This is a genomic window from Pseudomonas sp. S36 (assembly GCF_016647875.1).
Taxonomy (GTDB): Bacteria; Pseudomonadota; Gammaproteobacteria; order Pseudomonadales; family Pseudomonadaceae; genus Aquipseudomonas; species Aquipseudomonas parafulva.
In genome coordinates, this window is the sequence record NZ_JACVVG010000035.1 from 50334 (window position 1) to 53566 (window position 3233).

Annotated in this window: 2 protein-coding genes; one reads left to right on the top strand and one right to left on the bottom strand. The window is 64.0% G+C overall.

Annotated features, from left to right (window positions below; translation table 11 throughout):
- Positions 1–191 precede the first annotated feature (191 nt).
- Complete coding sequence (norR, locus tag IAE36_RS18005) at positions 192–1745, bottom strand: nitric oxide reductase transcriptional regulator NorR (RefSeq protein ID WP_201213846.1); 1554 nt, start codon at positions 1743–1745, stop codon at positions 192–194.
- A 155-nt stretch (positions 1746–1900) separates the two neighbouring features.
- On the opposite strand from norR, the gene hmpA reads away from it, so the two are divergent.
- Entirely contained in the window at positions 1901–3079 is a 1179-nt protein-coding gene (gene hmpA / locus IAE36_RS18010) for an NO-inducible flavohemoprotein (protein ID WP_201213848.1), read from the top strand.
- The last annotated feature ends 154 nt before the right edge of the window (positions 3080–3233 follow it).

Here is a 3233-nt window from a genome sequence, read left to right on the forward strand (position 1 = left end):
AGGTAGCTCCCTGCTGGTGTGCGAATCCCCCGGCCCGAAACCCTCGGGCCGCCACTGCGTCACCGGCCCCTGCAAGGGCGCCCGCGCGCAGTCTCGACCGCCTGGTCAAGATGTGGGTGGTTAGGGAGATATAGCAGCCACGCAAGAAGCAACCAGATGGCTTTCTGGGTTAATCCTTTTGTGAGAAAACCTCAGCGAAGGCCCAGTCTGCGGGCCAATCGGCTCAGGTTGGCGCGGTCCAGGCCAAGCTCTCGGGAGGCAGCTGCCCAGTTTTCCTGATGCCGTTGCAGGCAGTTTTCGATCAACTGCCGCTGGTAGGCATCGACTGCTTCGCGCAGCCCGGTTGTGGGCAGCGGCGCCGCCGTATCGGGTTGCTGGGAGGGGGTGTCTACGGTTGGCAGTGCTGAGGGGCGCAGGTCCAGGTCGGCAGCCCCAAGGGTGAGGATGCGCGGGCGCTCTGCATGTTGCCCCAGGGCTTTGAGGGCGGAGCGGCCGATCAGGTGCTCCAGTTCGCGAACATTGCCAGGCCAGCCGTAGGCAACCAGCGCCGCCTGCCCGTCAGGGCTCAGCCGAAGGCTGTTCAGGCCAAGGCGTGATCGGTTCTGTTCCAGAAAATAGCCCGCCAATAGCAGCACATCGCGGCCTCTTTCCCGCAGTGGGGGCACGTGCAGAGGGTACACGCTGAGGCGGTGATAAAAGTCTGCCCGGAACCGGCCCTCGCGCACTTCAGCTGCCAGGTCGCGGTTGGTGGCTGCGATCAGGCGCACGTCCACGCGGTGCTCGCGGTCCGAGCCCAGGCGCTGCAGCTGGCCGCTCTGCAGTACCCGAAGCAGCTTGGCTTGCACGGTCAACGGCAGTTCACCCACCTCGTCAAGGAACAGGGTGCCACCGTTGGCCAGCTCGAACTTGCCGCGGCGCTCGCCGTGGGCGCCGGTGAACGCACCGCGGACATGGCCGAACAGTTCGCTTTCCACCAGGGTATCGGGCAGGGCTGCGCAGTTCAGGCTGACCATCGGTTTGCCGGCGCGGTTGCTCGCCTTGTGCAGGGCCTGGGCTACCAGCTCCTTGCCCACGCCGGTCTCGCCACTGATCAGCACGGTGAGGTCGCTGCCGCCCACCAGGCGAATTTCATCCACCAGGCGTTTGTGTGCAGGGCTCTGGCCGATCAGTTCCTTGTCCTGGCCGCTGGCCTGGCGGTACACCTCGGCACGCTGGTGCTCGTCCTCGGCGCGCAGGGCCAGGTGCTCGATGCGCTCGGCAACGGTCACCGTCGCCGCGGCCAGGCTGGCGAACGCTTGCAGCGCGTCCAGCTCCAGGCTCTGGAACTGCCCGGGGGTCAGGGCGTCCAGGGTAACAAGCCCCCAGGGTTGTTCATCGACCATCAGTGGGCAGCCCATGCAGTCGTGAACCTCCAGGTCCACGCCTGGGGCGTTGACCAGGCCATCGTAGGGGTCCGGTAGGTCTGAGTCGCTGGGGAAGCGGGTGGGTGAGGGGCGACTCAGCAGTTGCTGGAAGCGCGGGTGCTCACTGACGCGGAAGCGCCGGCCCAGGGTATCGGGGCTCAGGCCATCCACCGCCAGCGGTACCAGCCATTCCCCGTCCAGGCGCAACAGCGCTGCCGCGTCGCAGGGCAACAGGCTGCGCATGGCTTGCAAGAGCCTTCGATAGCGTTCCTGATCGGGCAGGTCTCGTGACAGGTCGCTGACCAGGGGCAATAGGGCAGTGAGCAGTGGCTTTGCGGTCATATGGACTCCAGTGGGTCTATATGACTATACGCGTGCCATTGTCTTTTTGACATGGTGATGACTGAAAGGCCCGGAATCACGGCCTCTGCGAGTTGGCATGAATGGTGAAATACCTGGGGCAATCATTCGAAGCCAAAGGCTCAGGAGTTACCGCAATGCTCAATGCCGAACAACGTGCAATCATCAAGGCCACTGTGCCCCTGCTGGAAAGCGGTGGCGAGGCGCTGACCACCCATTTTTACCAGATGATGCTCGCCGAGTACCCGCAGGTGCGCCCGCTGTTCAACCAGGCCCACCAGGCCAGCGGTGACCAGCCCCGTGCGCTGGCCAACGGTGTGCTGATGTACGCCCGCCACATCGACCAGTTGGAGCAACTGGGTGGGCTGGTCGGGCAGATCATCAACAAGCACGTGGCATTGCAAATTTTGCCTGAGCACTACCCCATTGTGGGCAGTTGCCTGCTGCGTGCCATCGAAGAAGTGCTGGGCAAGGACATTGCCACGCCTGCAGTCATCGACGCCTGGGCTGCCGCCTATGGGCAGTTGGCAGACATCCTGATCGGTGCCGAGGAAGGCCTGTACAAGCAGAAGGAAGAGGCCGAGGGCGGCTGGCGCGGTACTCGCGAGTTTCGCCTGGTGCGCCGCGAGCAGGAGAGCAGCGAGATCGTCTCGTTCTACTTCGCCCCGGTGGACGGCAAGCCGGTGCTCAAGGCTGAGCCAGGCCAGTACATCGGTCTCAAACTGCTGATCGAGGGCGCCGAGCAGCGGCGCAACTACTCGCTGTCCGCCTTGTGCGACGGCGAGCAGTACCGTATCAGCGTCAAGCGCGAAGCCGGTGGCAAGGTGTCTAACTACCTGCACGATCAACTGAGGGTGGGGCAGACCGTGCAGATGTTCCCGCCGGCGGGGGATTTCACGCTGGTCGAGAGCGACAAGCCTTTGCTGTTGATCAGCGGCGGTGTGGGTATTACGCCGACCTTGGCAATGCTGCAAGCGGCCTTGCAAACCGGGCGGCCAGTGCACTTCATCCACTGCGCGCGCAATGGCGCGGTGCATGCATTCCGCGACTGGGTCGATGCGCTGGCAGCACAGCACCCGCAACTCACCCGCTTTTACTGCTATGCCGAGCCGGATGACGCCGGGCAAGCTGATGCGATTGGCCTGTTGACCGAGGACCTGCTGGGTGAATGGATGCCTCGTGAGCGCGATGTCGATGCTTACTTCCTGGGGCCCAAACCGTTCATGGCGGCGGTGAAGCGGCAACTGATGGCGTTGGGGGTGCCAGAGCAGCAGAGCCGTTACGAGTTCTTTGGGCCAGCAGCGGCGCTGGTGTGATGAAGATGGCCCATCTTCCTTCCTGCCTATATATAAGGAAATAGAGGTTTGCTCGCGCCTATCGCCAAGGGCCGCGCGCAAATCGCGCAGGCCTGATTGGCCAGAAACAAACGTAGGAGCGAGCGCAGCTCGCGATGCGCCGCGCGGGCGGCGC

Bases quoted from the DNA above. Each gene is read 5' to 3' on its own strand.
- hmpA (WP_201213848.1), top strand. From the start codon at position 1,901: ATGCTCAATGCCGAACAACGTGCAATCATCAAGGCCACTGTGCCCCTG.
- norR (WP_201213846.1), bottom strand. From the start codon at position 1,745: ATGACCGCAAAGCCACTGCTCACTGCCCTATTGCCCCTGGTCAGCGAC.